Raw genomic sequence first — 24,539 nt, forward strand, 5'->3', positions numbered from 1 at the left:
ATGTCTGAAATCACTGATTTTTGGTCGGCTGTGAGTAACGAATTTAACGATTCGATGACCAAAGCAAGTTTCGATACTTGGATTGGGACCACTCACCCGGTTGAATATAAAGGAAATCAGCTTTATTTAGAGGTTCCTTCTCAGCTTCATAAAGGTTATTGGGAGAATAACTTGATAAATGAAGTTACGACTATGGCAAGTGAGATGCTGAAGAAACCAATTCATATCATTGTTAAGACTACTGATGAGTATGCCAGTGATCCAACGATTATCGAAGAAGAAGTTAAAGAAGTTAAAAAAAGCATTCCACGGCCTGATAGTCATTTAAATGGCAAGTACACTTTTGATTCTTTCGTTACTGGTAAGGGAAATGAGATGGCTCATGCGGCAGCTTTAGTTGTCGCAGAAAATCCTGGTGCAACTTACAATCCACTATTAATCTATGGAGGCGGTGGATTGGGGAAAACTCATTTGATGGAAGCAATCGGTCATTATGTTTTAGATAATGATTCTGAGAAAGTTGTCAAATACGTTACCAGCGAGAACTTCACGAACGACTTTATTAATTCCATTCGAAGCAACCGCCAGGAAGAATTCAGGCAAGCCTACCGCAACGTAGATGTCCTGTTGGTCGATGATATTCAGTTCCTTGCAGAAAAAGAAGGGACCCAAGAAGAGTTTTTCCACACCTTCAATACTCTTTACAACGATCAAAAGCAGATCGTTCTAACGTCTGACCGCCTGCCAAATGAAATTGCGAAGCTCTCTGATCGTTTAGTTTCCCGCTTCAAATGGGGATTATCAGTCGACGTTGCACCGCCGGATCTTGAAACGAGAATTGCGATCCTCCAAAGTAAAGCAAAAGCTGAAGGTTTAGAAATTTCTGATGAAACCATTGCCTACATCGCTAAGCAGGTAAGCTCTAACGTGCGTGAACTTGAAGGAACTTTAGTCAGAGTTCAGGCGTACAGCGCAATTAAACGCCAGGACATCACGACTGAACTTGCGATGCAGGCTCTTGATGGACTGAAGATTAATCAGCGAACGGACATCACCGCCAGCAAAATCCAGCGAAAAGTTGCTGACTTTTACGAAATTACCCCAGCTGATCTGAAAGGCAAAAAACGCAGTAAGACAATTGTCGTACCTAGGCAAATTGCGATGTATCTCTGCCGCGAACTAACCACTGATTCTCTCCCAAGAATTGGTCAAGAGTTCGGGGGAAAAGATCATACAACGGTCATGCATGCAATTAATCGAATCCAAGAAGAAATGGAAGGATCGCAGCGATTGCGTGATGAAGTAAATCAGTTAAAGAACAAAATTAAGGATTAACCTGTGGATAAGTCCGAAGTTTTCCACAAGTTATCCCCCACTTATCCACAAGCAGAATGTTGATAAATCAAAAACGAAGTGATTTTTTCACCGAATTCACAGGCCCTACTATTACTTCTAACAAAATCAATAAACCTTATTTATAAAAAGAGGAACCAATGAAATTCAAAATAAAAAGGAATTTACTACTTAAACATATCAATCGTGCGAACAAAGGAATTGCTTCAAAGTCCCCTCAATACATCTTAAGAGGACTCTATATTGAAGTATTGGACGATCGAATTCGCTTAACAGGTTCTAATCAATCTTTAAGAATTGAAACTGAAATTTTAGCTGAAAATAACGATGATCTTCAGATTGAATCTGTGGGAACATCGGTTGTTGATGCTAAAATCGTTACCGATATTATCAGAAGAATGTCAAATGAAAATGTTACTTTTGAATTAATCGATCAAAAAACTGTGCATATCTTTGACGAAGATACTGAATTTAAAGTTCAGCTTAGTTTTGAAAATGATTATCCGATTGTGCAAAAGGGCGGCTTCGAGAATGATTTCTCAATGTCAGCCGAAGTTTTCAGTGATGTATTGCGTGATGTTCTTTTTGCAATTTCAAAATTGGAGATTCAAGTTGTAATGACCGGGGTTAATCTGCGTTTTGAAAGAGGTAAAATCTACTTTATTGCAACTGATTCACATCGTTTAAGTCAAAGAGTTATTGACGCGCCTGAAGTTAACAGCAGTTTTTCAGTAATTATTCCAGGTTCTAACCTAAATGTTTTACTGAATCTGTTAGAAGATGAAACTGAAGTTAAGATGTCAGTTAATGATAGTTTGGCACTCTTCTCTTTTGCAGATTACAGCTTCTACTCAAGACTGATCAATGAGAAATATCCTGACACTGATGCTGTTTTTCCAAAAGAATTCAACACAGTTGTTAAAGCTGATACGCATGAATGGTTTCAGGCGGTGGAAAGAGCAGCGATCATCAGTAGCGGAAATTCATCAAATATGATAACCTTTTCTATTGACGAAGATAATAAAAAGATCGTCTTAAGCGGGGTTTCTGACAAAGAAGACTCTTATAAAGAAGAGCTGCCTTTTAGCGAACTCACAGGAGACAATCTTTCGGTCCATTTCAATGCAAACTTTATGCTTGACGCTCTAAGAGCTTATGGTGAAGGTGAAACGACGTTCCGCTTCACCACTAACCGCGGGGCGTTAACCTTGGAAAATGAAAACTTTGAAGATAGTTTCATGCAGTTAGTGACACCGATCATCACTTATGATTGATGTTTTATCTTCGGGATGTGGCTCAGTTTGGTAGAGCACCACGTTCGGGACGTGGGGGTCACAGGTTCAAATCCTGCCATCCCGATTATGAAGTCACCTTATTGGTGGCTTTTTTGTTTAAGTAAGAATGTTTATTTGTGGATAACTTTTTTCACGCAAATTATAAAAAAATTGATGTTAGTGATAGAATTTTTAATAGAATCAAGATTGAAATATTAACTAAGAAACGTTTTTTAAAAATAGAGATAATTGTTATATAAAGGATTAAATAATGAGTAAAAAGGACAGAAATTCTGCTATCGGCAGGAGTTGGAAAGAAGTTAGAAACGAAATTTACACTCCTAAGGAAATAGCCGAAAGTAATTCACGGGTATCCCTTATTGGAGAATTCATCAAAAAAAGGCAAAGATTTTAAGTCTTTGTCTATTTTTTTAAACGATCATTAATAAAGTTTGAAGCACGGTAATTGATAAAGCATAGATTGCAGCGGTCTTTTGAGAGGTTTGTTCAATGTTACTAGCGAAGAAGAAATAACTTAAAGCCGTAACTAAATCTGAAACGATTGTTAATAACTGATAATTCCAGTTGATAGCAAACTCTGAAAACATGAGGGCAAATTCGATCAAGGTAATAATAAGAATTAAATTTAAAAGCTCAGTTTTTTTATCAACCGGTTTTCGTTTAATCAGTCTTAAAAGATACATTGAGAAGTAATAAACGACCCAAAGTGCAAAATAAGTTAAGGGAATTACTAAAATAATCGTCAAAATTGGATCCATCAAGTTTTTAAAGCTAAAATAAAAGAAGAGATCTGATAAGACAATGACCGCGAAAAGAAGAAGATAAGAAATTTTGTTCATAATTTTTGACATAAGATTCACCTGAATTAATGATAATATAAATAATGATACAAGGAAGGCTAGAAAATGGCAAAAGAAATCAGTTTCGATCGTTTGGAAATGGCAAGTTATTCCGTAATGGCTGCCAAAAATATTGGTTTAGATGTTGATACATCATATCGTTTAGCTAATGAAATTAACCGCTTAATTGATGCAAGCAAACTTAATCCTGATTTTCGATCAATTTTAATGAATCAGGCGAAGCAGTGGTTTGACGAAAATGCCCCAAAAGAAGGTTAGTTTCTATCTATTAATGAAAATCTAAACTGAATTGAAATTTATCTGGGAAAAAATTGTTTAATATATTGTTAGATTATATTAGATAAATAAGACGAGGAGTTAAAATGAGTTCAGGTCAGAATAATAGATTAGAAGAAGTTAAAAAATTTCTGTCCGAGATACTTTCAGGCGAATTAACCGGATATAAAATCCAACAGCGTAATGATGAGATGTTTCAGCTTACTCAGTGGGCTCAAAAACAAAATTTAATCACCGGTGTTGATTTTCGTACTGTATCCGATCAAGTTGCAATGATCGATTATTCTGGGGTTCAGGTAACTGATAAGGGAAGACAAATACTTGCAGAAAGTGGTGTTCAGATTCCCGAACCGCAGAAAAAAACAGATAATGTAGTGCCTTTAAATGCTCAGTCAGATCAACAACCTCAACAATCCCAAGTTAATGTCGATAATTTATTGCAGAACATGAATGCAGGCGATCAAGAGACAGCACAATCTTTACTGCAGTCACTAAGAGAAGGTCGCTCGAATCAGTTAGTGTACTCAGATTATTTGGATTTCTTTAACCGTAATCCCCAATTCTACACATATTTTATTAGTGCGGGACAAGAAGAAGTTCCTGCACCTCAATCACAGGAAGTTCCACCAGCAGAAGCAAGTGGAATTTTCTCGCCGGAAGTTCAGAGAATTATTGCTCAAACAGAAAATCAAAAAGCTGGTCACGAAGAAGCAGCTCCTCAAGCTACCCCATCAGAAATTGATAATTCTGAACCAGTAGCTGTTGATCCTAATCCAGTACCTGAAAAAGAATCAGCTCCAGAGCCAGAAGTTCAACCTCAGATCCAGCCTGAACCTGTCCAAACTTATCCAGTTCAATCAGAACCCGTGGTTGAAGAACCAGTTGTCAGTAAAGAAGAAGTTAGTGAACCTGCCTTTGAATCTGCTCCAGTAGTAAATATTGAACCAGAAGTTAAAGAGCCAGAACCAGCAGTAGAAGAAGCGCCTGAAGAAACTGTTTCTCAGTCTGCTAAAACCACAACTCACGTGGTAATTAAATATTTAGATCAAGATCAAAAAGAAATTGCCCCTGCCCTTTCAATTCAGCTCACGAGCCAGACTTCGGCTTATGATGTATCAAGTTATCAGAAGAAAATTCGTGACTATGATTTTGTGAAAGCAGAAAATGAAAAAGGACACATCACCAGCCAAGAAATAAATGTTATTTTCCACTACGAAGCGAAGCTTGCAGAGGGAAATATCAAAATAAGTTATGTAAATCAACAGGGAGAAAAGATTGCTGAACAAAAAGTTGTTCAAGGCGGTCGAATTGGTCAATTTTATCCTTTACTTAATGATTTACCAGACCAGTTAGTTAAAGATCTTGATAGTCGGCGTTACGTTTTACAAAGTATCTTAGCTGATAATGATCCAACTGATTCTTCACTCATCTACTTTAGTGATCGTGATCAGAATTTTACTGCGATTTTCCGTGAGTTGTTGCCAGGACGGATTACTTTAAGATATCGGAATCTGAAAAATCAAGCAATTGGCATCGGTGAACGGGTGATGGAAAACAATGTTGAAAATGGTGACAAAATTGCAATTCCTCTCCCCTTGGTTCCAACTGGCTATGAATTAGATCAGACCTTACTTAATGGTGATCCTGTTAGTGTTGGTGATCACTTTACGGTTTCGCCGGATGAACAAATAATTGATTATGTCTTTAAGCGCGTTATCGCTGACGGTGCAATTATTTTCAACTATGTAGATCAAGACGGACGTGAAATTGCTCATCAAACTGTTGTTCGCGGCGGCCGCTATGGTGAGATTTATGACTTCGATGCTAATTTACCGCAGACAGTTATTAATCGAGTTAATGATGGAGTTTATGAAAATAATCCAATCATCAAAGAAGAAACCGAAAATGGGACTGTAATTCCAGCGGCTCGAATTACATTTGACAATAACGATCATGAATATTCGGCTGTTTTCCAAGCAACAGAAGCTGCTAGTATTACTATGAAGTTTGTTACAACTGATGATAATCCAATTCCAAACGTAACTGATAAAGTAGTTCAAGGAACTCATTATTATGGTGATACTTTTGTGATTCCAAATGCCCCTTCAATTACTGGATTTGATCTTAATCGCGTGATGGTTAATGATAAAGTTGCGCAAGTTGATGATCCTGTAATGTATAGTAATCAAGAACAAACAGTTACTTATGTTTACACTATTGCAACAAGTACGATCACTGCTCATCATGTCGATCAATTGGGTCGTCAAATTGCTGAAGATCGAATTATTACTGGTCAGATTGGCACGACGGTAGAACAGAGTCAGCTGGTATCATTAAGACTCAATCCCTACTATGTTCTAAGCGACGTGTTAACCAATAACAGTAATTATACTTTTACTACTGATCCACAGTTCATCACTTTCCATTATCAAGTCGATGATGATTTAGTACCAGAAGTCTTAAATGTATCGGATATAGTTTTACTCAACTGTCTTGATACAAATGGTAATATCATCGGAAAAGTGACTCCAAGTTCAATTCACCTTGAACCAGTTAAAGTCGGACATGTCTACCTCGTCCATGCACCTGACTTTGCGGGATATCACTTATTCAGCCAGACTGATACTGTGAGAATAGTGTGGAACTCTGAGAAAGCTAATGATTTTACAATCGTCGACCATCCAAATGGTTTAGCATTTATCTATCAATCTATCTAAATAATCTAAAAATTAAAGATCATGGAGACATGGTCTTTTTTGTTTTAGAGCTGGGTTTTTAATCGTTTGAGGATATTTTTTTAATTTGTGCTGATTTAACAATAACTTTCAGTTATACACTAAATATAGAATTAATTCATTTTAACGATGGAGATAAACCTTGAAGAAAAAGTTAGTTATCTTTCCACTGCTAATATTTAGTTTCTTTGCTTTGTTAATAGTTAAAGCAGAGACAGTTAGTGCGGCAGATAAATTAGTAGCATTTAAAAATGACGCAGGAAGAACTGTTGGTTACGTTAATTTGTCCAGCGAGGGCATTTTGGGAACCGATACTCTTGCTACGGCTTTTAAAAAGTTAGGTGCAACTTCTACCGGTGAAATGAATGTCTACGGTCGTAAATATACTTTAGTTTCTGCAGACTCTCTCTCTACCGATCCAACAAGCGATATTGGCATTTGGTTTCACGGAACCACTGCAGGTAATACTACCACTGTCGATAGTTTTATGAATAGTAACACTGCATCAATTACAGGTGGAGCCGTTTATCTCGAAGGTAAAAATCCGCAAATCCCCGAATTCCCAGATCTGAAATTGGATCCAACTAATGATAATGTTGATTTTGCTAGTTCAGGCTGGACTGAGATTACTCCCGCAAATTATAAGAACGACATGGTGTGGAATTTTACACGTAATAAAAGGAAGTACCAGATTACAAGTAATTCTTCTTATGATAATTACTGTGGTTCAGATAATTTAAATTCTTTAAAAGTAAAAGACCTTACGGATCCGAATAATATTAAATTCTATACGTATGATTACGATAACGGAGTGTCTAGTACAACAGTTCTTAGTTATTTCAATGATTATGGTGGAAATGATAATATCATTTTAAATACAACAAATGTTAAAATGTATAAAAAGCCATCTAAATATGGCAATGCGATTGCTGTGATTAGAAGGTTCGATTACCCTACGTTTAGTAATTTTAATACAGAAATTATGGATGTTAATCCTGATGGAACAATTCAGGTTTATACAAGTTATACCGAAAGATTAAAAACAAGACTTAATCCAACTTTTAAATATGATACGGATACTGATCTTAGAATATTTGATGCCAATGATAATAGAATTGGTGGACCAGGAGATACTGTTGGAATATATAAAGGACCAGGAAATACAGTTTACGTTAAAGGAATAACTCAAAGTAATCCTTCCATTTCGGTGAAGGCAAATATCCATTATATTGATGTATCAGGTAAGAAGTTACCTTCAAGTGGCAGTTGGTCTCCTAGTGATGGAACAGAATTAGCTGGCAGAACGCAACTTATTTCTGCAACCACAACTTCAATTAATAGTAACGGTTATGAGATTGTCCCGGTATCGGGTTTTGCAATTGTTGGCAGAAGTGATACTACTGCAATTTCTGCTGATGGAAAAAAGTTTAAATTTCCGGCTGATATAGTCAATAAAGCAGTTGAAACAGAATTTAGAGTTTACTTTGGATCTAAAAATCAGTACGCGGCACCCCTTAATTCATATGGAAATCTTTATTATGCAGTTCATGCTAATGATGGGACTCATCAATTAGATGATCTACTATTCTCTAATGGTGATTCTTCAGTAATAACTGCTGATCCAATACCTCGGCTTGATACTAACATGACTTATGGAATGCCACTTACGGAGCAAGTTGTTTCATCTGGCGAGTTAGAAGAAGAAAATACGAAAGATTATTACATTTATGTTCAAGAAAATAAGCCAGTAACATTGCGGGCTGTTCCTGACTTTGATTTTGGTATCCATAATATAGATTTTAGTAAGCACACTTATAATTTTAAAAGTTCTATTCCAAAAGCTGGAAGTGATGTTAATAAACTTAATTTAGATGATTCCTATGATAATAATACACCTTCGTCAAATGTTGGTGTTCCAATTGAAAAATATTTGAAAGTAACGGATTATAACGGAGTGTCAACTAAAGCTCGAGCTTTAGTTGTGACAAATCCAAATGAAAATGATACTAGTAATTGGAGAATTGAAGCAAGTTTAGACACATTTAAAAATGTGAGTGGTACGTATATAAATCAAGCAGACATACCTTATTTAAAACTAAAGACTAGTGCTGAAGGTATTGATGATTATGGTCAAAATGGTATGTCAACTTGGCAGAAGTCTTCAGCTCCAATTCTAGCGACTGATCCAATAATTTATTCATATAATCGAAATAATCCAAGTGACCCAAGGAATAATCCAACAATCATTTTAAATGGAAAAAATGGAACAAGCACGGCGGTTGGATCGTGGAAACTCGATTTTGCTATGAGTGATTCTGCTTCATTATATTTTCCATCTTCATTAATACAAAGTTCTGGTAACAAAACTAATTCTTACCACTCAACATTGACATGGACAGTAGTTAATCAAACTCCCTAAAATAAATCATTAAAACGTTAAATATTCCCTTTTATTACATATCGTTTCAAATTTATTACCTGTTTTTTATATTGTTAGGTTACAATAAATGTAGAGATTATACGAAAAGGGAGAATTTAATGAAATTTAAACTGGCTGGCTTTACTAGTACAGTTCTGTTGTTATTGACACCTATAACTGGTGCGTTAACTGCAGTTTCTAATACTAAAACTGTTTATGCTGATAATAATTGGGATTATGATGTCGATAATCCTAGTCTTAGTTCATATGATCAACTTTTACAAAATGCGGGTCCAACTGATGGGATTGTTGATTGGTATCCAACTAAAGGAGCGCTTAGTAACGATCCGTCTGCTCAAGAAGTAGTAAAACAATTAATTGATCTTTCAATTTCGACTAATGACTCTAATTCAAATGCCCGCAAAGTTCTCTTTAACGATACGACCGGTAATCTTAATGATATCCGTTCTGATTATAAGTCTACATATGATAAATATAGCACTGCCCTTGGTTTTATTGCGCAAATTATTAATTTGAACAATACCAAGACCGGTCTTGGAGTTAAACTTGAACAGCATGCTGTAAAGAGTGCTAATGATAAAGATGATCCCGCTGATACTGATGGAAATAATGTCATTACTGATAAAGTTCAACTTGATCCTAAAGATGAAGCTTCAAAAATTGGGAAGAATATCTCTGATGTCTTAGGTGCAAGTTTCTTTGGTAATGCAGACGATGCCTATGCGCAGATTTATTTAAATGGATATGATAATGTTTCTCAGAATGAATCAAATATTATTCGAGAAGGAACTTCTAGCATTACGTTGGTCGCCTTCAGTAAAACTACTGGCAAAAAAGCAACTGCAGTATTTAAGTTAAATAATAAGACTCTTCCTCAGGCGCCAACTAATTCTAAACTGAATAATTATGTTGACAACAGTCTTTATGCTCTAGAGAAAGATAATGGCAAACGAGATATTGCGGGGCTTAATTTAGCGACGGCTCCAAAGTCAGTGATCGATAACCTTAAACTTTCAAAGAAATCTACTTTCTGGGTTGATGGGAATGGTGATGGCACAATTGTAGTCCCTCGTGGTACTACTGCTAAACAAATTGCAGATTTGATTGCCAAAAAGAAATTAGATTCTAATAACTCTCTTAAAGAAACTGCTCCGATGAAGGCAATTCAAAGTACTGATGGTGCTCATGGGTATGAACATAAATCAGTTGACTCGGGGAATGGAAATTTCACTCCTTTTAATGGTAGTTCGTTAATTAAACACAGTATGAAGGGTCCAGATAAAGGTAATACTGGATATATTGAGTATAGCAATAATTTTCTTGAATCAAATAAATGGTTTGGTGGAGCTAATGATGCTGAACACATGTTGGATACTAATTCAATGCTGGAAACTTCATTTAGCAATAAATCAGCTTCAGAAATTCCAAACTCAAATGTTTCTGAATCTAGTCCTTTTATAAATGATCCTGAAGCATTTAAACCGCAGGATTATATCAAGCCAAACAATATTTCTGATGTTCAGAATGCGGCAGTTGTAAAAACTAAAGATGGTAAGAGTAACGTTGGTAAAGTGGGACATTTATTCCAACCCGCTGGCTACGTTAAAGAATCATATGATGCTAATCACTTTGTAAACGACAATCCTGAATTTAAGGATTCAGATTCAAGCAAGATTGCTCAAAGCATTGCGAATAGTGGTAGTTTTTCAAGTACTGATCCAAATGCTGGTGTAAAGAAGAGCTTTACCTATGAAGCACCTGTTAATACTTGGATGTATAAGTCATTCAACAACCCATACTCAACAGTTGTAAGTAGTCAAGGTTCTAATTATTCTAATAGTAAATCAAATACTAATGTATATGGTGATACCATAAAACCTCAAGAATATGTTGATTTAGCTGATCCAAATAATGACAAGCCAAATCTTTCTGCTCCTACTACTTTGAAGTTAGATAAGGGTAATGCGCAAGTTATTTATACTGGTAAAGACAAAACTGGTGATAACGATGTTTATTATTATATTGGTGTATATAATAATTTAAAAAAATTAACAATACCTATTCCTTCCGCTACGACAAATATTGAAGATAGTGATACCGGAGCTCTTACCAAATATGGAACTGTTGGAACTGACGGGTCAGAACCCATTATGTGGGACCCTAAAATTTATAAAAATTCCCCGGATCCTTTTGGTACTACTAGTGTCCTTAATTCAGAATTTAACAATGGAACAGCTAGTATAAATTTTGGTGACGGTAATGTAAATAAAGATCGAGATAAATTACTTTTTCCTTATGTTAAAAAGAAAGTTTCGAAAAACCAATCAATGTTCTTCGTTCAAACTTGGGATAAGAATGTAGACAGTAATACTAATGAACCAAAACCCTTGATTTACAACGCGAAGGGTGGTTCAAATTCAAGTGACTCTGATTCACCAAACTTTGAGTCCAAATACTATATTGAAGGTGTTATTGAGGTGGACCCAAATGCAGTTATAGATCCTATCAAAGCTCATGCCGTTAACGTTCATGCAGTTCAAGATAGTGATACGAAGAAAGCTTTCTTCAACTCAAATCTTTATAACTACGATAAAAGTGAATTTGCTAAACCTGGCAGTGATCACCAAAATAACAGTCAATTCTTTGTATCGCAGGACTTCTCCGTTGGACCTGTTTCAAGTGATATGGTATCTAGGACTGGTGACAGTTCAGTAGATAGTGATCCAAGTAAGATTATCGACATGGTTGCTAAGAATAGTGATCCTTCTAAGAATGAAAAAAATAATTATAATAATGACGTGGCTCCAGCCGAATTCACTGTCGAAAACGGCTACAAGTTAGTAACGCTTGATGATGCAGCTAAGAATCAGAACGTATCAGTTGATGCGTTGGCTTCAGAAGTTTCTAAAGTTACTGGTAAATCTCTTGATACTGTCAAGAACACAAAATGGCTTGAAGCTTCATTACCTAGACTTAAAGAAAATGCAGGTACTGCTAGAGTTAACGTCGTAGTTTACGACAAAGAAGCAGTATCGGCTCCTACGAAACAAGATACAAAACCATCGTTCTCAGTTACTGACCTTAGCAATGGAAATGATCCTTTCAATGTTAGTCTTCGTCCCTACACTACTACATATGATGATGGTGCAGTTTTAACGACAGCTAACGTTCCTCAGAATTTCAAGAATTTAGTAAGCAAAACTCTTGTTGCTGGAAATCCTGACTTTGTTGATGCTAGCGGTAAAGTTTCAAATAACAAATTACAGCAGGTTCTTGTTAGTTCGTTCCTTAGCAGCTGGCAGCAAAATGACGGCAGTTTTAAACAGACTGACTCTGGTCTTGGAGTTAGGTCTCCCCTATACATGTATGGCGGTTTTGGAATCAGCAATTCTGACAGCAAGAATTCATATACCCAGTGGCCTTTAGGCTACAGTGATAACAGTGGCGATTACAAGAATGCAGTGAACAGTTTTTCAGGCGACTTTTATCGTGGCGGAACAGATCTTAAGGCAGCCGATGGTAAAAATTTGATTAAAGGGATTCCTTTTAACGCTCTAACCGCTGACGTTAGTAAAGTAGATATCACAAAACCTGGTACTTATCCGGTCGTTTATACCTACACCAATCCTGACAATGCGAAAGATACCGCAAGTATTACGGTTCCAGTAACTGTGTCGGAAGTTTCAAAACCAATTTTTGCATTCCAAGGAAGCGCTGATTCGACAATTAATGTTGATGACAGCTTTAACGAAAATGAGTACAAAGTAGTCGGATCATGGGCAATTTTTAACAACTACGGCGGTGACTACAGCAAGCTGCCTAATTTTGAAGGCATCGCTAAGAATAATGATGGATCTCCAAAAGTAACGATCACGGGGCATGTGGATACTCATACTCCTGGTATTTATCAATTAACCTACGAGGCCACGAGTATTAGCGGCGAAACTACGACAATGATTAGAAAAATTACCGTTTTGCCGAAAAGTATTGCTACCGATTGGACGATTACCGATATGAAGGCCGTTGGCTACATTAACTATGTTCCAAATTACGGAATTATGGTTTTCAATGCGCCAGCCGGCAGTGCTACCGGTCAACGATTAGCTCACACTACGGCGTGGAGAATCAGCCAAAAAGCAGTTAATGCTAAAGGGGATGTTTTCTATCGCGTTGGCAAGAATCAGTGGATCAACGGGAGATATGTGTCATTTAGTCCAATCAGCACTATGGCTCCGCTAAAAGGCGAGATTGAAATTGTCTACGTGAGAGGTTATGGCGTTAACATTTGGAAGAGTGCCGGCACGACTAATAGTTACTACATGGATAGAAAATTGAAACATGGAAGCAAGTGGAAGACTTTTGGTCTTCAGAACGGCTTTTACAAAGTTGGCCGAGATCAGTGGGTTCAAGGAGATTTCGCTAGATACAAAGCATATAAATAAAACAATTGAATGATTGAGTTCTTTTTTGCGTAATTTTCTTATAGACGGAATTATCGTCGAGAAAGGAGCAAGAGATGTTAAATCATATTGAGAAAATGAAGCTCGATTACGAATCAGGTCTGGAGACCCAGTGGACAATGGGAAGAGCCGAAGGTAAAGTCGAAGGTAGGGCCGAGGGAAAAGTACAAGGAAAAGTTGAAGGAAAGCAAGAGTTTGCCCGTAAGTTAATGAACAAAGGCATGTCCATTCAAGAGATTAGCGATTTAACCGATCTCAGCATTGAAGAAATCGAGAAACTTAAATAGATTTTAAGACAAGAGAAAGTAGAATTTGAGAAATTGAGTTCTACTTTTTTTCTTTTCAAAAACTCGTTCTACTTTTAAATTTTGGATTTACTTTATAGACACTTCTGAACCTAAAAACTGATTATAAAACGACGTATTATTAAATCGTATACTAGTTAGATAACTAAATTTTGTTTCATATTTTGCAAACTTAAGATTTAAAAAATGCGTGAAAAGTTTCATAATTGCGGTATAATTGAAACTAAGTTTCACAAAGAAGGAGAAAGTAATGAAATTTAAAGTAGCTGGTTTAGCTAGTACTGCATTGCTGTTATTATCACCTATAACAGGTGCTTTTACTGCAGCTATTAATACTAGTACAGTTCACGCGGAAAATAATTGGGATTACGACGTTGATAATCCTGGCATCAATTCTTATGATGCACTTTTGCAAAATGCTGGTCCTAGTGATGGGATCGTTGATTGGTATCCTGCTAAGGATGCATTGGGAGACAACCCGACAGGACAAGAATTAGTTAAAGAACTAATCGACCTTTCAATCGCAACGAACGATTCAAGCTCTAATGCTAGAAAAGTTCTTTTTAACGATACTGTAGGTAACCTTAACGATATTCGCTCTGAATATAAAACTACTTATGATAAATATCCCGTTGCCTTAGGATTTATTGCGCAAATTCTTAATTTTAACAATTCTAAGTCAGGTCTTGGTGCAAAACTTGAACAAGACGCAGTTGACGGAGATCAAGATCCAACTGATAGTGATGGAAATTCTGTTATTGCAGGCAAAATCAAAGAAAATCCAGCCGATCACGCTGCACAGATTGGAAAAAATGTTTCTGACGTTTTAGGCTCAGCTTTCTTTGGCGACCCGGATGATGCTTACGCTCAGATTTATTTGAATGGTTACGACAACGTTTCGCAAAACGAAGCTAATATCATTCGTGAATCAACAAGCAGTATTACAATTGTTGCTCAAAGTAAGTCAACAGGCAAAAAGGCAACAGCAATCTTCAAACTTAACAATAAGACCCTCCCTAAGGGTGCTGACGGCATGAAGCTTAATAATTACGTTGATAATAGTGTTTATGCCCTTGACAATAAAAACGGTAATGGCGAGATCGCTGGCCTTAATATGACTACTGCTTCTCAGTCCACAATTGATAACCTTAATTTTTCAAAGCAGTCAACTTTTTGGGCTAGCGGTACAAAAAATGCTAATGCTAAAGATGATGGTGCAGGAACAATCGTTGTACCTCGCGGCACAACTGCAAAGCAAGTTGCTAAATTAATTGCTGACCGTAAGCTTGATGGGAACAACTCTCTTCGCGAATCAGCTCCAATGAAGGCTGTTCAAGCGGCCAAAATGCCTGCTGACGCCGGTGCTGATAACGAAATTGCAGGAGCACCTACAGGCAGTAACACTTGGAAAGATGTTTCTTATGATCATTTTTACGAAAGTACAGGAGTTGCTAAAGCAAACGGTTCAGGTAGTGACTCATTATATAACTTTGCTGACAGTATTAATACTGGAATTAATGGTCCTGATAACCCAGCTTTTTCTGTTTTTTCTACGATAAATGAAAATCGTGAATACAATGGGCCATTTAACTCAAGAAATGGTTGGTTTGGTCAAAGCTACAATACTACCAAAATGAATACACGTATGATTGATACAAATGAACTTTTTGACCCAAGTAAGACTGGAAAATTTACTAATAAGTCTGCAGCTTCTTTACCAGGAGTTAAACAATCGGAAGCGACACCTTTTGATTCAGATGATGTTTCTTTGGGCCACGCAAAAAATATGACCGATTTAAAAAGTAAGGTCGCTGGAGTTTTAGATGATAATAGTGAAAAAGCAACTAATGTCGGAAAAGTTACACATTTATTCCAACCGTCTGATTATTTTAAAGAAGCTTATGATGCTAACCATTTTGTTACAAATAGTCCTTCTTTAAAAGATAATAATGTCGATGATATTGCAAGTAAAATCGCAAATAATGGTAGTTTCTCTGGTACTGATGTAAATGCTCAAATCAAAAAAAGCTTTACATACGAAACACCTGTTTCTGCTTGGCTTTATAAGTCTTACAATAACCCGTACTCTACAGTTGTAAGTAGTGCAGGTGCAAAAACTGTTGATGGTAAAACGCTTGATGAAACAGTTTCTACCGCAAATTCAACCGTTCAGCCTCAAGAATATCTTGATTTATCAAATCCTAATAATCAGGAAGCAAAAGACGATCCAAAAAATATAAAACTTTCTGAAAATATATCACCTATTTTTGTTGGTAATTATAATCCTTCTACATATGAGTTTGATGCAACTCCAAGTGGAACTAATCCCGTATTCTTCTGGGCAGGAACATTTAAGAAGGGTTTGCCATCTGATTCTACCAATATCTTGACAATTGATTTTAATACGATGATAAATGGAACATCAGGATCAGTAGGACTTCCTAGTGTAAATACTGGAAATAAAATCATGATTCCAGCGGGTACGTCAGGAACTTTGGTAAAATATGGAGCAGTAGGATCAGATACTGAAAGTTATGGTTCTGGCTCTACTACTGGAAAAGAAATTGGTCAATCAACTATTGATAATTCTGGTATAGGTATAGGTACTGGTAAAATAAATGGGCCAGGGGGACTTGTTATCAATGGATCAAATCAGAAATGGGTTATGAATGGAAAAAACATTGGCCTAGAAAATGGTTTGAACGGAGAAACTTTAAACTTCAATAACCCTTATGACAAAATGGAAGTTTGGGATAATTCCCAATATTTTGTTCAAACATGGGATAAAAATAAGACAACTAAAGAAGCGCAGGGTGACACATTTGTTCCTACAGATAAACCTGAGCCTTTGATATATAATATAAACATCACAAAAGATCCTAATCAAGCAGGTGGAATAAATTCAGATAGTTTTGAAAAGAAAACTTTGTCAGCTGTGGATTCACCTAATTTTGAAGCCAAGTATTACTATTCTGGATATTTTGAACTAGCTCCTGATGGTTCTGGTGACTATACAATTAAAAGGTTTTTAATAGGTAATCACCTTGCTCAAACTGCAGCATCAACGAGAGCATATTTCAACTCTAATCTTTACAATAATCCTAACGGATATTTTGCTAACGATTTAAGTACTGGGGAAGCAAAAACTTACACAAACAACAGCCGTTTCTTCGTATCACAAGACTTCTCTGTAGGACCTGTTTCAACAGATATGGTTAGTGATCCTGGTGGAACCGACCTCACAATTAATGGAGTAACTTATCCAGCTTCGAAAGGAACTAATCCAGAAGTTAATGCTGAAAAGATTATCGAATTTACAGCTAAAAATAATGATCCTACCCAAAATCCCGCAAATCAATTAGCAGATCCTAAAGTTAAAAACGAATTCACAGCCGATAATGGTTACAAATTAGTTTCACTTGATGAAGCAGCTGAAAAGCAAGGAACAACAGTTGATGCTTTAGCAAACGAAGTTGCTAAAGTTACTGGTAAATCAGTTCAAACTGTTAAAAACACTAAATGGCTTGAAGCATCATTACCTCGTGTTAAAACAAACGCCGGTCAAGCTCGCATTAACGTCGTTGTTTATGATAAAGAAGCAGTTCCTGCTCCTACTAAGCAAGATACAAAACCATCATTTTCAACTACAGATTTAAGCAGCGGAAATGATCCATTTAATGTAAGCTTACGTCCTTACACAACAACTTACGATGACGGTGCTGTTTTAAAAACATCAGACGTCCCTGATAGTTTTAAAAACTTGTTAAGCACAACTCTTACTGCTGGCAATCCAGATTTAGTTGACGCAACTGGTAAAGTTTCAACAAATAAATTACAGCAGATTCTTGTTAGTTCATTCCTTGGCAGCTGGCAGCAAAATGACGGCAGCTTTAACCAAACTGATTCTGGTTCTGGCGTAAGCTCCCCACTCTACTTGTATGGCGGTTTCGGAATTAGTAATTCTGATACTAAAAATTCATACGCTCAATGGCCAATGGGTTACATTGATAACAGTGGCGATTATAACAACGCAATTAATAGTTTTTCCGGCGACTTTTACCGTGGAAGTGCAGACCTTAAAACAGCAGATGGCAAGACTACTATCAAAGGAATCCCCTTCTCTGCTCTAACAGCTGACGTCAGCAAATTAGATATTACAAAACCCGGTACTTATCCAGTAGTTTATACATATACTAACCCTGACAATGCTAAAGACACTGCAAGCATTACAGTACCAGTTACTGTTAGTGATGCATCAGCACCAGTTTTTGCCTTTCAAAATTCTAAAGATTCAACAATTAAGGTTGGTGAAAGCTTTAACCAGAATGACTACAAAGTTGTAGGCTCATGGGCAATTTTCAACAATTACAGCGGCGACTACAGCAAGTTACCTAATTTTGAAGGCATTGCTAAAAACAGTGACGGAACACCACAAGTCACAGTTAGCGGAAATGTTGATACAAATACACCTGGGATCTATCAGTTGACCTATAAAGCAGTAAGCACTAGTGGTGCAGTAACAACAATGGTTCGTAACGTTACAGTTTTACCGAAAGAATCAACAACAGACTGGACGATGAATGATATGAAGGCAGTTGGATATATCAACTATACTCCAGGATATGGTATTATGGTTTACACTGCTCCAGCAACTGGTGCAAAAGGTCAGAGATTAGCTCACGGCACTTCATGGAAGATCAGTCAAAAAGCAGTTAATGCTAATGGCGACACTTTCTACAAGGTCGGAACTAATCAGTGGATCAATGGAAAATACGTAACATTCAGTCCAATTAATACAATAACTCCTCTCAAAGGTGAAGTTAAAATTGTCTATAAGAAAGGTTACGGTGTTAACCTTTGGAAGAGTGCTGGAACAACTGGCGGCTTCTATACTGGTCGTAAATTAAAACACGGCACATCATGGAAGACAAGCGGTAAGCAGAACGGCTTCTATAAAGTCGGTAAGGATCAATGGATTCAAGGCGACTACGCAAGTTATAAATCATATTAATACATTAAATTTCATAAATTCTCTACACGTTTAAGTAGGATTCGGGGCAACATACCGAGTCCTATTTTTTATAGAAGTGTAATTCTTGATCATAGAATATTATTATGCTATCCTAGTATTGCCAAAGTTTATGTATAGAATGGTTTTTTTATTTTTCTTTATGTTCTAGGATGGCTACGACGAGTAGACCAAAAATAGAAAAGTTAACACTTGGAATTTGCATTCCTTGAATAAGTTTGTTTTACATTATATAATTTAAGTACAAAAAGAGCCGATGCGCTAACATCAGCTCCAATGTAAGCCGCTTCAAAGGCGGTGGCGATATTATAAAAATGGATTAAGCCATCCTATAAACTCTCCAAAGTTTTACATAGGACGGCTTTTTGTTATCTACTTTTGTGATCTAAAATGGCTACGATAAGTAGACCAAACGAGATCAGCAGAGTTAACACTTGGAACGTATCCAAGAATGCTGTTCCTTTCTATAAGATTTAGGTTCATAAAACCACCACCTTTCGAAATTTCACAGCCACCGCCCTCAAAACTTCTTACTGAATTAGTATACCAAATGATAATTTTATAGAAGCGCTTGAAGAACAATCCATTACATTATATAATTTAGGTATAAAAAGAGCCGATGCTCAAACACCAGCTCCAGTGTAAGCCGCTTCAAAGGCGGTGGCTCATTATATTAGATTAGTAAAATCGTCCTATAAACTGACCCAAGTTTAGGTAGGACGGTTTTTTTTATTTTTCTTTGTGTTCCAGAATGGCTACGATGAGTAGACCAAACGAGAACAGCAAAGATAAAACTTGGAACGTATCCAAGACGTTGCGCCAATAACAAAGATTTAGGTTCATAAAACCACCACCTTTCGAAATTTCACAGCCACCGCCCTCAAAACTTCTTACTGAATTAGTATACCAAAATGATAATTCTATAGAAATACTTGAAGAACAATGGATTACATTATATAATTTAAGTACAAAAAGAGCTGGTGCGGTAACACCAGCTCCAGTGTAAGCCGCTTCAAAGGCGGTGACTAAATTTATAAAACTTACAGTCGTCCTATAAACTTGTCAAAGTTTTTGTATAGGACGGCTTTTTTCGTTATCTGTTTTTCTGATCTAGAATGGCTACGACGAGTAGACCAAACGAGAACAGCAAAGATAATACCTGGAACGTATCCAAGACGCTGTTTCCTTTCCATAAGATTTAGGTTCATAAAAACCACCACCTTTCGAAATTTCACAGCCACCGCCCTCAAAACTTCTTACTGAAATAGTATACCAAAATGATAATTTTATAGAAGTGCTTGAAGAACGATATATAATTTAAGTACAAAAAGAGCCGGTGCTGCAACACCAGCTCAACTTAGTCCACTTGCCTCATAATTTCTCAAATTCATTAAATTCCAGAATCGTTTACGAGCGTAAATGTAACTTGACCAGTATAGTGACCGGTTGCTGGAATATCAATTGGGTTAGTTTTAATTGCTAAATTCCAAGGTATTGAAATATTATCTTGATAACCTGCACCCGCAGCACCCGTGTGAACGGTTTGTGCAGTTGAAGTTAAATTGTACTTATTGCCAGTGTCTGTATCGTAAAACCAAAGAGGGTTTCCACTAATGGATTTAGTCGAGTCCGTATCCAATTGCATTGGTTTAGTAACAGAGGCTTCAATCTTCCAAGTTTTACCTTGACGAGCATTTCTTGTATCAGTTTCGGTGAAAGTCTGGTTAGTGCTTTTCACTTCTTTATTGGTAAACGCTGGTTTTTGGAATCCAAAATCAATTAATGCATAAGTATAAAATGTTTGCCATCCAGTTTGATCCCAGACATAAGTTCTAACGTCGCGACGGGTTACAGAATCAGTCGTAATTTGACTCGCTTTAAGAGTTGGTCCCTTAGGATCGTGAGGCGTTCCTCCGGTACCTAATTCCTGCCATTGTGGATTAGTAGCATAGTAAATTGGTGTTGGCTGATCCAAATCGTTGATTTGAGTTCCGCGAACTGGATCGGTAAGTAGAGCTTCTTCAATTACTGAATTCGGTCCAAGCGTTAATTTCCAAAGAGAGGGAGTATTTTTAGTAATCCAAGTACGAAGGTAACCGGGAGTTCTCCTGATATTAAAACTACTTAAATCCAAACTAGTTAATTTGGTACAACTCTGAAATAAACTATTGAAATTATCGACTTTATTAGTGTTCCAATGATTTACATCTATACTAGTTAATCCTGCACAACCAGAAAACATTCCATTAATATTTGTAGAATTACTAGTGTCAAAGTGACTAACGTCCAATTCTTTCAAAGCGGAACAATCAGCAAACATAAGTTGCATATTTGTCACCTTACTAGTATCAAACTTACTAACGTCCAAACTTTTTAATACGTAGCATAGTCTGAACATCTGAGCCATGTTAGTTACTTTATTTGTTTTAAACTTATCCGGATCAAATTTTAAATCGGTCATTTTTCCGCACCAATAAAACATATATTGCATATCGGTTACTTCACTAGTGTCAAAGTTTAAAATATCTAAATTAGTAAACTGCTTGCAATAAGCAAACATGTAAGCCATATTAGTCACGTGAGTAGTGTCAAAACCTGTTACGTTAACTGATAATAAATTCATGCAGCCATTAAATAGTCCTGCCATATTAGTTACTTTACTGGTATTAAAATGACTTACATCGATATTAGTTAATAATTGGCACGTAGCAAACATCGAAGCAATATTAGTAACTTGGCTGGTATCAAAATTAGATACATCTAAACCAGTTAATGATGAATCACGATAAAACATTCCAGCCATATTAGTAACCTTACTGGTATCAAAATGTTCAACATGTAAAGAAGTTAGTGAATCACAGCTTTGAAACATATATTGCATATCAGTTACTTGACTGGTATCGAAATGAGATACATCTAAACTAGTTAACAACTGACAACCATTAAACATGGATGCCATATTAGTTACTTCACTAGTATCAAGCATTTCTAGTCCTTCAATAGATGTCATTTTGCGTAATGGTGAAAACAGTTTGATTAACGATCCTCTTGCTGTAACTCCGGGTGAAATTATTGCTTTAACTATTTCTGTATTGAGTACACTATGTTTTGGATACCATGGCCAATCCTGTTGAGTATAACCGCTAGTATCAACCCAATTGACATGATCTCGATCCCAGTTAAGTTCGTGAGGATAGATTGTTAAAACATTATTACTATCAACGTTCCACCAAAGATAATCACTCAAATTAATCGTCTGCATTTTAGCAGGATCAAAATTATTGTTTTTGTCTACTGCGATCACATGCAGATACTTGTTAATCCCGTCGGCGCGGTTTACATTAACCGTTCCCGACCCAGTCCCATCCGGCATTAAATTAAGATTAGAGACCTCGCCATTTACATCTTTGATTGGAGTTACTACACCATTAGGATTATTGTCAATTTGATAAACATATCCTTTTAAACCGCTGGTGATCGTCGATTTAACCACGTCTGAGTATTTAGTGGCACTTGCTGTTTTGGCTTTTACTCGGTAAAAATAATCTGTTCCCAGATCAGCGGCCTTAATCGTAATAGTTGCTTTATCATTATCGGTTGTTACTGTTGTCGTCGGCTTTTCCGGCGCGGCACTGTCTTTAACTGTATGGTCCTCACCATGAGTGGTCATATTTAGGGTGCTGGTATAGTAAATCATATTAGCAATAATCTTTGCTTCATCAGGTGTACAGGCACTCATCCCGTTGAAAATCGAATGACCAGTTTGGATCATCGCATAATTGTTTTTGGTAACGAGATAGAAATTATTATCAGCAATTCGATGCCCATCATCACCAGGTACTTGATTATTATTTTCATCAAGATAATTAATATCTTTCGCTTCTCCAGCAAAAGAAAACGGCGGTTCGTATTCCATCCACTTTTGTGCCCCGCCTTGATATAAATAGTATTGGCCGGACGAATGCGAGAATTTGATTTCCAATGTCTGATCTAACGTAAATTTATATGGGTATTGATTTAAAAATCCATCCATTGAAAATTTAACTTTAGTTGAGCCTAACCCAACGTTTCCCCCACTGCTGGGATATCCTGGCAATATTTTTAATCCTAGACTAGGACCAAATTGAGCTAAATATGTATGAGGATAATATACTGTATCGTGCCCCAAGATAATTGAACGTCCAGTTTGACCGTAAGCAACTGTTGCTGCATACGAAGTTGCGTTCAAATCGTTGTTAGGTCCATTCCCCCGTTACCATCTTCAGAACCGAAATAGACACCGTCATACTGATAATTTCCTGCTGCGTCTTTTAAGTACTGATTGGGATTACTGTTAAAATCAGCGAAAGACACTGGCACAACGTTAATTAACCCCATCGAAACAGGCTGCCCCGTACCAGGATCAATTTGATTCATCCAAGTCTGAAGGTAATTACAGTTATCGGGGTAGACATTAAGAATCGTTATGTGTTTACCGTAATTAGTGGGCGGAATTTGCCATAAAGCATCATTGGTTGGCAGAGTTGAGTCATTAGTTCGTTGAATCACGTAACCATCAGAAATATCAGGGACACTGTCCCAGTCTAAAACCTCAAATGGCTGATTAGAAACATTGATCTGATTATCAACTTTGAGGCGAAAATCGTTAGTTTTGACAACTGTTCCAAGAGTTTGAGGACTAACGCCGCTTCGTCCCTGAGGCATTAATTTACCCTTTTGTGACAAAGATTTAGCTGAATTGGCTGAAGTTTTGCTTGAGTTATTTGATGACGTTAAATTATCAGCACGACTGTTTTCTCTAGGCATGATACTACTAAAGGCAAACAATACCATAAATCCCACGATGAAAATTAATGGCAGCTTTGCTTTTTTCCAATTCATTAATAAATCCTTTCAGTTGTGAAAAATTGTCTTTAACCCGATTCTAACATCCCGTTAGGGTTCTTTTTATTTACCTTTTAAAAAAAAATTTATCAAAAACCTAGAAATCTTATTTTTTATGATTGGATTAATTAAAAGCTCGGAAGCATTCAAATAACGGACGTGTTTCTTCATATTAAATGTGTTCAGCGTAAGCTGAATTTTTTTATTTTAGGGCTAAAGTTTTCGGTAGTTCATACGATATATATAGTGTAAGAGGCAGCGGCCGAGTCATCTTACGAAAATAAAACAGAAGGAGTATTGAAATGTCTAAGGTTTTAAAAACTAATTTACAGGTAACTTTGGTTAAAGGAGCAGATAGAAAAACTAAAACTTTTTCTAATGTCGTTGCAGGAGTTGACGATGTAAAGGCACAAAAGTTAGGACAAGTTGTCGCTAGTCTTTCACCAAACGCTAGTCTCGAACAAGTTAGAGCTGTTGAAACAAAGGAATTTTAAGGAGGAGTCAAATGGCAAAAGTATTACAATTGAAGTTTAAAAATGAAGCTGGCAAGAACACAAGTATGAGTTTCACTTATGTGAACGATAATTTATCTCGTGAGACCGTTGCAAAAGCAATGGAAGATCTTGCTGCTCTAGATTTATTTAAGGACAAAGACGGAAATCTTCTTTATAAGACACCCGTATCTGCAAAATATGTTGAAACGACAGAAACAGAAGTCGTTCCAGCAAACTAACTATAAAAACTAAATTCCAAATTAAACATTGAAGATCACTAAGAAATAGGTGATCTTTTTTTTGCGTGGTTATATGCCCTTTACAATAAAAATTACCATTACTGTTGCAAATATGTTACAGTATTGATATTGGTACATATTTTGGTTTCTCAAAAATAATTTTGAGTTA

16 protein-coding genes and 1 tRNA gene are annotated in these 24,539 nt (G+C 36.5%); 11 read left to right on the forward strand and 6 right to left on the reverse strand.

Annotated elements, in window-relative coordinates; all coding sequences use genetic code 11:
• From dnaA to R8749_RS00015, 3 genes are all read left to right on the forward strand, one after another.
• Positions 1 to 1,335 carry a chromosomal replication initiator protein DnaA gene (gene dnaA, locus R8749_RS00005; protein ID WP_317696730.1) on the forward strand — a complete coding sequence of 445 codons (1,335 nt, stop codon included), beginning with the start codon at positions 1 to 3 and terminating at the stop codon, positions 1,333 to 1,335.
• Between the two features lie 158 nt (positions 1,336 to 1,493).
• Positions 1,494 to 2,627, forward strand: a complete 1,134-nt coding sequence (gene dnaN / locus R8749_RS00010; protein WP_317696732.1) for a DNA polymerase III subunit beta — start codon at positions 1,494 to 1,496, stop codon at positions 2,625 to 2,627.
• Positions 2,628 to 2,638: 11 nt separating this feature from the next.
• A tRNA-Pro gene (locus tag R8749_RS00015) sits at positions 2,639 to 2,712 on the forward strand.
• Between the two features lie 346 nt (positions 2,713 to 3,058).
• Here R8749_RS00015 and R8749_RS00020 read toward each other — a convergent pair.
• A complete protein-coding gene (locus tag R8749_RS00020; RefSeq protein ID WP_317696734.1) occupies positions 3,059 to 3,499 on the reverse strand; it encodes a hypothetical protein in 441 nt (146 codons plus the stop codon).
• Between the two features lie 54 nt (positions 3,500 to 3,553).
• Between R8749_RS00020 and R8749_RS00025 the strand changes: the two genes are divergently transcribed.
• From R8749_RS00025 to R8749_RS00050, 6 genes are all read left to right on the forward strand, one after another.
• Positions 3,554 to 3,766 carry a hypothetical protein gene (locus R8749_RS00025; protein WP_317696736.1) on the forward strand — a complete coding sequence of 71 codons (213 nt, stop codon included), beginning with the start codon at positions 3,554 to 3,556 and terminating at the stop codon, positions 3,764 to 3,766.
• A gap of 104 nt (positions 3,767 to 3,870) precedes the next feature.
• Positions 3,871 to 6,501: a MucBP domain-containing protein gene (locus tag R8749_RS00030; protein ID WP_317696738.1), complete on the forward strand. Its 2,631-nt coding sequence runs from the start codon at positions 3,871 to 3,873 to the stop codon at positions 6,499 to 6,501.
• A 160-nt stretch (positions 6,502 to 6,661) separates the two neighbouring features.
• Positions 6,662 to 8,938 carry a WxL domain-containing protein gene (locus tag R8749_RS00035; protein WP_317696740.1) on the forward strand — a complete coding sequence of 759 codons (2,277 nt, stop codon included), beginning with the start codon at positions 6,662 to 6,664 and terminating at the stop codon, positions 8,936 to 8,938.
• Positions 8,939 to 9,057: 119 nt separating this feature from the next.
• Positions 9,058 to 13,401: an immunoglobulin-like domain-containing protein gene (locus tag R8749_RS00040; protein WP_317696742.1), complete on the forward strand. Its 4,344-nt coding sequence runs from the start codon at positions 9,058 to 9,060 to the stop codon at positions 13,399 to 13,401.
• Between the two features lie 74 nt (positions 13,402 to 13,475).
• Positions 13,476 to 13,706: a hypothetical protein gene (locus tag R8749_RS00045; protein WP_317696622.1), complete on the forward strand. Its 231-nt coding sequence runs from the start codon at positions 13,476 to 13,478 to the stop codon at positions 13,704 to 13,706.
• Between the two features lie 268 nt (positions 13,707 to 13,974).
• Positions 13,975 to 18,735: an immunoglobulin-like domain-containing protein gene (locus R8749_RS00050; protein ID WP_317696744.1), complete on the forward strand. Its 4,761-nt coding sequence runs from the start codon at positions 13,975 to 13,977 to the stop codon at positions 18,733 to 18,735.
• 386 nt (positions 18,736 to 19,121) lie between these two features.
• On the opposite strand, the gene R8749_RS10745 is transcribed toward R8749_RS00050, so the two are convergent.
• The 5 genes from R8749_RS10745 to R8749_RS00060 form a co-directional block, all read right to left on the reverse strand.
• Positions 19,122 to 19,202, reverse strand: coding sequence for a putative holin-like toxin (locus R8749_RS10745; protein ID WP_425613232.1), 81 nt, complete (start codon positions 19,200 to 19,202; stop codon positions 19,122 to 19,124).
• 280 nt (positions 19,203 to 19,482) lie between these two features.
• Complete coding sequence (locus R8749_RS10750; protein ID WP_425613195.1) at positions 19,483 to 19,596, reverse strand: putative holin-like toxin; 114 nt, start codon at positions 19,594 to 19,596, stop codon at positions 19,483 to 19,485.
• Positions 19,597 to 19,846: 250 nt separating this feature from the next.
• A complete protein-coding gene (locus R8749_RS10755; protein WP_425613231.1) occupies positions 19,847 to 19,927 on the reverse strand; it encodes a putative holin-like toxin in 81 nt (26 codons plus the stop codon).
• A 216-nt stretch (positions 19,928 to 20,143) separates the two neighbouring features.
• Positions 20,144 to 22,981, reverse strand: a complete 2,838-nt coding sequence (locus R8749_RS00055; protein ID WP_317696747.1) for a BspA family leucine-rich repeat surface protein — start codon at positions 22,979 to 22,981, stop codon at positions 20,144 to 20,146.
• Positions 22,978 to 23,634, reverse strand: a complete 657-nt coding sequence (locus R8749_RS00060; protein WP_317696749.1) for a hypothetical protein — start codon at positions 23,632 to 23,634, stop codon at positions 22,978 to 22,980. The genes R8749_RS00055 and R8749_RS00060 overlap by 4 nt, the downstream gene beginning before the upstream one ends.
• A gap of 305 nt (positions 23,635 to 23,939) precedes the next feature.
• Here R8749_RS00060 and R8749_RS00065 point away from each other — a divergent pair, with 305 nt between their 5' ends.
• Together R8749_RS00065 and R8749_RS00070 are read left to right on the forward strand one after the other, a co-directional pair.
• A complete protein-coding gene (locus R8749_RS00065; RefSeq protein ID WP_317696610.1) occupies positions 23,940 to 24,131 on the forward strand; it encodes a DUF1659 domain-containing protein in 192 nt (63 codons plus the stop codon).
• Positions 24,132 to 24,142: 11 nt separating this feature from the next.
• Entirely contained in the window at positions 24,143 to 24,370 is a 228-nt protein-coding gene (locus R8749_RS00070; protein ID WP_317696607.1) for a DUF2922 domain-containing protein, read from the forward strand.
• Positions 24,371 to 24,539: the final 169 nt, after the last annotated feature.

Source organism: Xylocopilactobacillus apis, from assembly GCF_033095965.1.
In the GTDB taxonomy this organism is placed as follows: domain Bacteria; phylum Bacillota; class Bacilli; order Lactobacillales; family Lactobacillaceae; genus Xylocopilactobacillus; species Xylocopilactobacillus apis.